General features: G+C 78.8%; 1 pseudogene. It reads left to right on the forward strand.

Going from position 1 to position 1,470, the window contains the following annotated elements:
- A pseudogene (locus tag ACWD4P_RS38180) lies at positions 1-1,470 on the forward strand (hypothetical protein); the annotation flags it as partial.

A 1,470-nucleotide genomic window follows, 5' to 3' on the forward strand; every position in this document is an offset into this window, starting at 1 on the left:
GCCCGGCTCGGCGCCCGGTTCGCCGCCCGCGGCCGAGGCCTCGGCCCGGCCATGGTCGGCTGGCAGCTGGCCCGCCGGCCCGGCCGCGCCACCGGGCCGGTGCTGCTGCTGGTCATGGCCGTGGCCACCGGCGTGCTGGCGCTCGGTCAGCACGCCACCTGGACGGCCTCCCAGCGCGACCAGGCCGCCTTCGACACGGCGGGCGGTCTGCGGATCTCCGCCTCGCACAGCGCGCTGATGGGCCAGGGCGGCCGCTACGGCAGCCTGTCCGGCGGCGACCGGCTGGTCCCCGTCGACCGTGAGGAGGAACTGCTGCCCAACGGCAGGCGCGAGGTGCTCGCGGTGGACTCCGCCGCCCTCGCCGCGCGCGTCCCGGTCCGCGACGACCTGCTCGACGGGGCCGACCGGGCGAAGCTCTTCGGCGGGCTCGCCCAGCCGGCCCCGACCGGTGCGGCGGCCGGGGTGCCGCTGCCCGGCCGCCCACTGCGGATCGACGCCGACCTCCTCGTCCGGGACCTGGCCGTCCGGCCGGTCCCGCCGCAGCTGGCCCTCCTGCTGCAGGACCGCTTCGGCTACGTCCACAAGGTCCCGTTCACCGGGCTCCGGGCCGACGGCGAGCAGCGTGCCTCGGCCTCGCTGAGCGCGCTGGTGGACGCCCCGGCGGGCTCCGTCGCCGCACCGCTGACCCTGGTCGGCGCGACCACCTCCTTCGGCGGCGGCGCCGAGAGCGAGGTGACCGTCCGCCGGCTGGCCGTCTCGGACAGCGCGGACGGCCCCGCGACCGAGGTCCCGGTGCCGGCCGGCCTCACCTGGACGGCAGGCACGGCCGAAGGGCCGCAGCTCGCGACCGGCACTCCGCCGCCGATCACCGTAGGGCGCGAACCGGCCGACGCCGGGCGGCTGTTCACCGTCCGCTTCGCCCCCAAGCCCGGTCTGGCGGGCCCCGTCCCGGCCGTCGTGCGCACCGCGGGAACGGACGCTCCGAGCGTCCTGTCCGGCGTCGCCACCCCCGGCTACCTGAAGCTCGCCGGCGCCCGCACGGGCGACGTCGTCCAGGTGCCGTTCGCCGGGACGATCGTCCAGGTCAGGATCACCGGGACGGTCCGGGCCGTGCCGACGGCCGGTCCCGAGGCCCTGGTCGTCGACCTGGCCACCACCGCGCGGATGCTGGCCGCCCACGGCCGGGCACTGGGCGGTCACGCCGAGTGGTGGCTGCCCGCCACCGGGCCGGGCGACCGCGCCCCGGCCGAGGCCGCCGCCGCCCTGCGGGCCGGCCCCGGCTCCCAGGACATCCGGCTCTACGACGAGGCCTCCGAGGGAAGACTCGGCGACCCGGTGGGGGCCGCCCCGCAGAACGCGCTGCTGGCCGTCGCGTTCGTCACCGCCGTGCTCGCCGCGATCGGCTTCGGCGCCGCCGTGGCCGGCTCCGCCCACGAGCGCTCCCGGGACTCCGCGCTGCTGCTCGCCCTG

It is taken from the genome of Kitasatospora sp. NPDC002543, assembly GCF_053594915.1.